The organism is Roseateles sp. P5_B10, assembly GCF_056400485.1.
In genome coordinates, this window is sequence record NZ_JBFULE010000810.1 from 1 (window position 1) to 2,310 (window position 2,310).

General features: G+C 66.2%; 3 protein-coding genes. 1 reads left to right on the top strand and 2 read right to left on the bottom strand.

The genetic code is table 11. From position 1 onward, the window contains the following. Positions 1–289 (top strand): hypothetical protein (locus AC1DU6_RS27930; protein ID WP_477861103.1); only part of this gene is annotated, 289 nt, incomplete at its 5' end. A 68-nt stretch (positions 290–357) separates the two neighbouring features. Here the strand turns inward: AC1DU6_RS27930 and AC1DU6_RS27935 are convergent. Further along, positions 358–1,230: a ferritin family protein gene (locus AC1DU6_RS27935; RefSeq protein WP_457325002.1), complete on the bottom strand. Its 873-nt coding sequence runs from the start codon at positions 1,228–1,230 to the stop codon at positions 358–360. A 27-nt stretch (positions 1,231–1,257) separates the two neighbouring features. Beyond that, on the bottom strand, positions 1,258–2,172 hold the full coding sequence (locus AC1DU6_RS27940) for a MerR family transcriptional regulator (RefSeq protein ID WP_457325003.1): 915 nt from the start codon (positions 2,170–2,172) through the stop codon (positions 1,258–1,260). Between the last annotated feature and the right edge of the window lie 138 nt (positions 2,173–2,310).

Sequence of the window (2,310 nt, forward strand, 5' to 3'; positions counted from 1 at the left end):
GGTCTTCGTCGGCGGCTTCGTTGTCACCCTGGTGCTGCACAAGGTCTACAGCATCGACTGGCCGCTGCAGGCGCTGAGCGATTGGAACGAGCGCCTCGGCCACTCGATGATCAATGACGCGGACGGCCTGAAGTCGGCCCTGATGTCGGATGTCAACCTGTGGACCTGGTCGCTGCAGGACCTGAGCCACACGCTGGCCGATCTCGCCTCGCCGCAGTTCCTGGGCTGGGTCGCCGTGGCCGCCGCTGGTTTCGCGCTGGTGGTGATGAAGCGGGCACGCGGCGCCTGATCGGCCGGCCTGTCCAAAAGCAAACCGGGGTCAGTTCAACTGGCCCCGGTTTTTTGTTTCTGAACGCCTCAGGTCGGTGAACTGGCCAGAGCGTCGGGCGCCGCCGGCGGCACGATGCGCGCTGCCACTTCCTTGCGGAAGCGGTTGAGCTCCTGCACGGTGGCGAAGCTGCGGTCCATCAGCAGGCTCATGTTGTGCAGGATGCGCTCGACGACCTTGTTCTCCCAAACCGAGTCGAACTGGATCTGCTTGTCCAGCCAGCGCTCCAGCCATTCGGGGTCCGGCAGGCGGCTCTGGATGGTGTCGCGCGGGAAGAGTTTGGCGTTGACGTGCAGATTGGTCGGGTGCAGGGCCTGGGCCGTGCGGCGGGCGCTGGCCATCAGCACGCCGACCTTGGCGAAGGCGGCGCGGGCCTCGTCGCCGAACTTGGCCATGGCCCGCTTCATGTAGCGCAGATAGGCGCCGCCGTGCCGGGCCTCGTCGCGCGACAGGGTTTCGTAGATGGCCTTGATGACGGGCTCGTTGTGCCACTCGGACGCGCGGCGGTACCAGTGGTTCAGGCGGATCTCGCCGCAGAAATGCATCATCAGCGTCTCGAGCGCTGGCGCGGGGTCGAAGTCGAACCGCACCTCGTGCAGCTCGGCCTCCGTGGGCACGAGATCAGGGCGGAAGCGCTTGAGGTATTCGATCAGCACCAGGCTGTGCTTTTGCTCCTCGAAGAACCAGACCGACATGAAGGCGCAGAAGTCACTGTCTTCGCGGTTGTCGCGCAGGAACATCTCGGTGGCGGGCAGCGCCGACCACTCGGTGATGGCGTTCATCTTGATGGTCTGGGCCTGTTCGTCGCTCAACAGGCTGGCGTCGAACTTGTCCCACGGGATGTCGCGGTCCATGTTCCAGCGCACGGCTTCGAGTTGTTTGAACAGTTCAGGGTAAAGCATGAGAAATCCTCGTCTAGAGGCGGGATTCTAAAGTTCGCGCCAGCGTGCCATCTCCGGCGCGATTGCGGCCAAGCCGTCGAGGCAGCGCACGCCGTCCTGAGAGCCCGGCAAACGGAGTGCCCGGCTGCTGCTGCTGGCCCAGATTTCGACGGCGGCCGGCAGCTGCCCGCGCAAGCTGGCCAGCCCGTCCAGCATGGCGCGGTGGGCCAACTGGCCGGCGAAGCTCAGCGCGACGACATCGACCCGGCAGGCCGCAGCGGCGGCAGGCAACTGCGCCAACGGGGTCTGCACGCCCAGTGACAGGCAGACGGCGCCCTCCAGGCCCAGCAGAGCCTCGACCATCAGCAGGCCCAGCGCGTGGCTTTCGCCGGGCAGGGTTGTCAACAGCACCCGCGGCTGGCGACCGGTCGGGGGCGGCAACGCATGCATGGCCTGGCGCAGCACCAACTGCAGGGATTCGCTGTAGAGGTGCTCCTGGAAGATCTGCAGCGCCCCGCTCATCCACAGCTCGCCAATGCGCGTCGTCAAAGGCGCGAAGACCTCGATGACGCCGCGCCCCAGACCGCGGCGCAGCACGACCTCGGACAGCGCACGCCGCAGCCCCTCGACGTCATGGCCTTGCAGCAAGGCGGCACAGGCGGCGATCTCGAAAGGCTCGACAGCCGCGCCCGCGACGGGCACGGCCGCAGGCGGCTTCAGCAGGGCCGACAACTCCTGCACCGACGCAGCAACGACACGGCCCGGACGGTGGCCGGCGTCCAGCAACCGCTTCACGAGCCGCAGCCGCTGAACCTGTTCCGGCGGGTACAGGCGCTCGCCGGTCGCGTCGCGCCTGGGCGACGGGAAACCATAGCGGCGCTCCCAGACGCGCAGCGTTTCCTTGTGGATGCCGGTATCGCGCTCGACCGCGGTGATGCCGATGCCGTCGAACGAATCATTCATCGCTGGATCTCGGATCGCGCATGGTTCGCCCTGCACAAAGCTGGGACAGTAGTTGATTCCGGCCGCGCGAGAGGGGCGGCCCGCACACCAACAGAAATATTCGACAAAGCGAATTACACGTCCTACTGTTTGTAATTC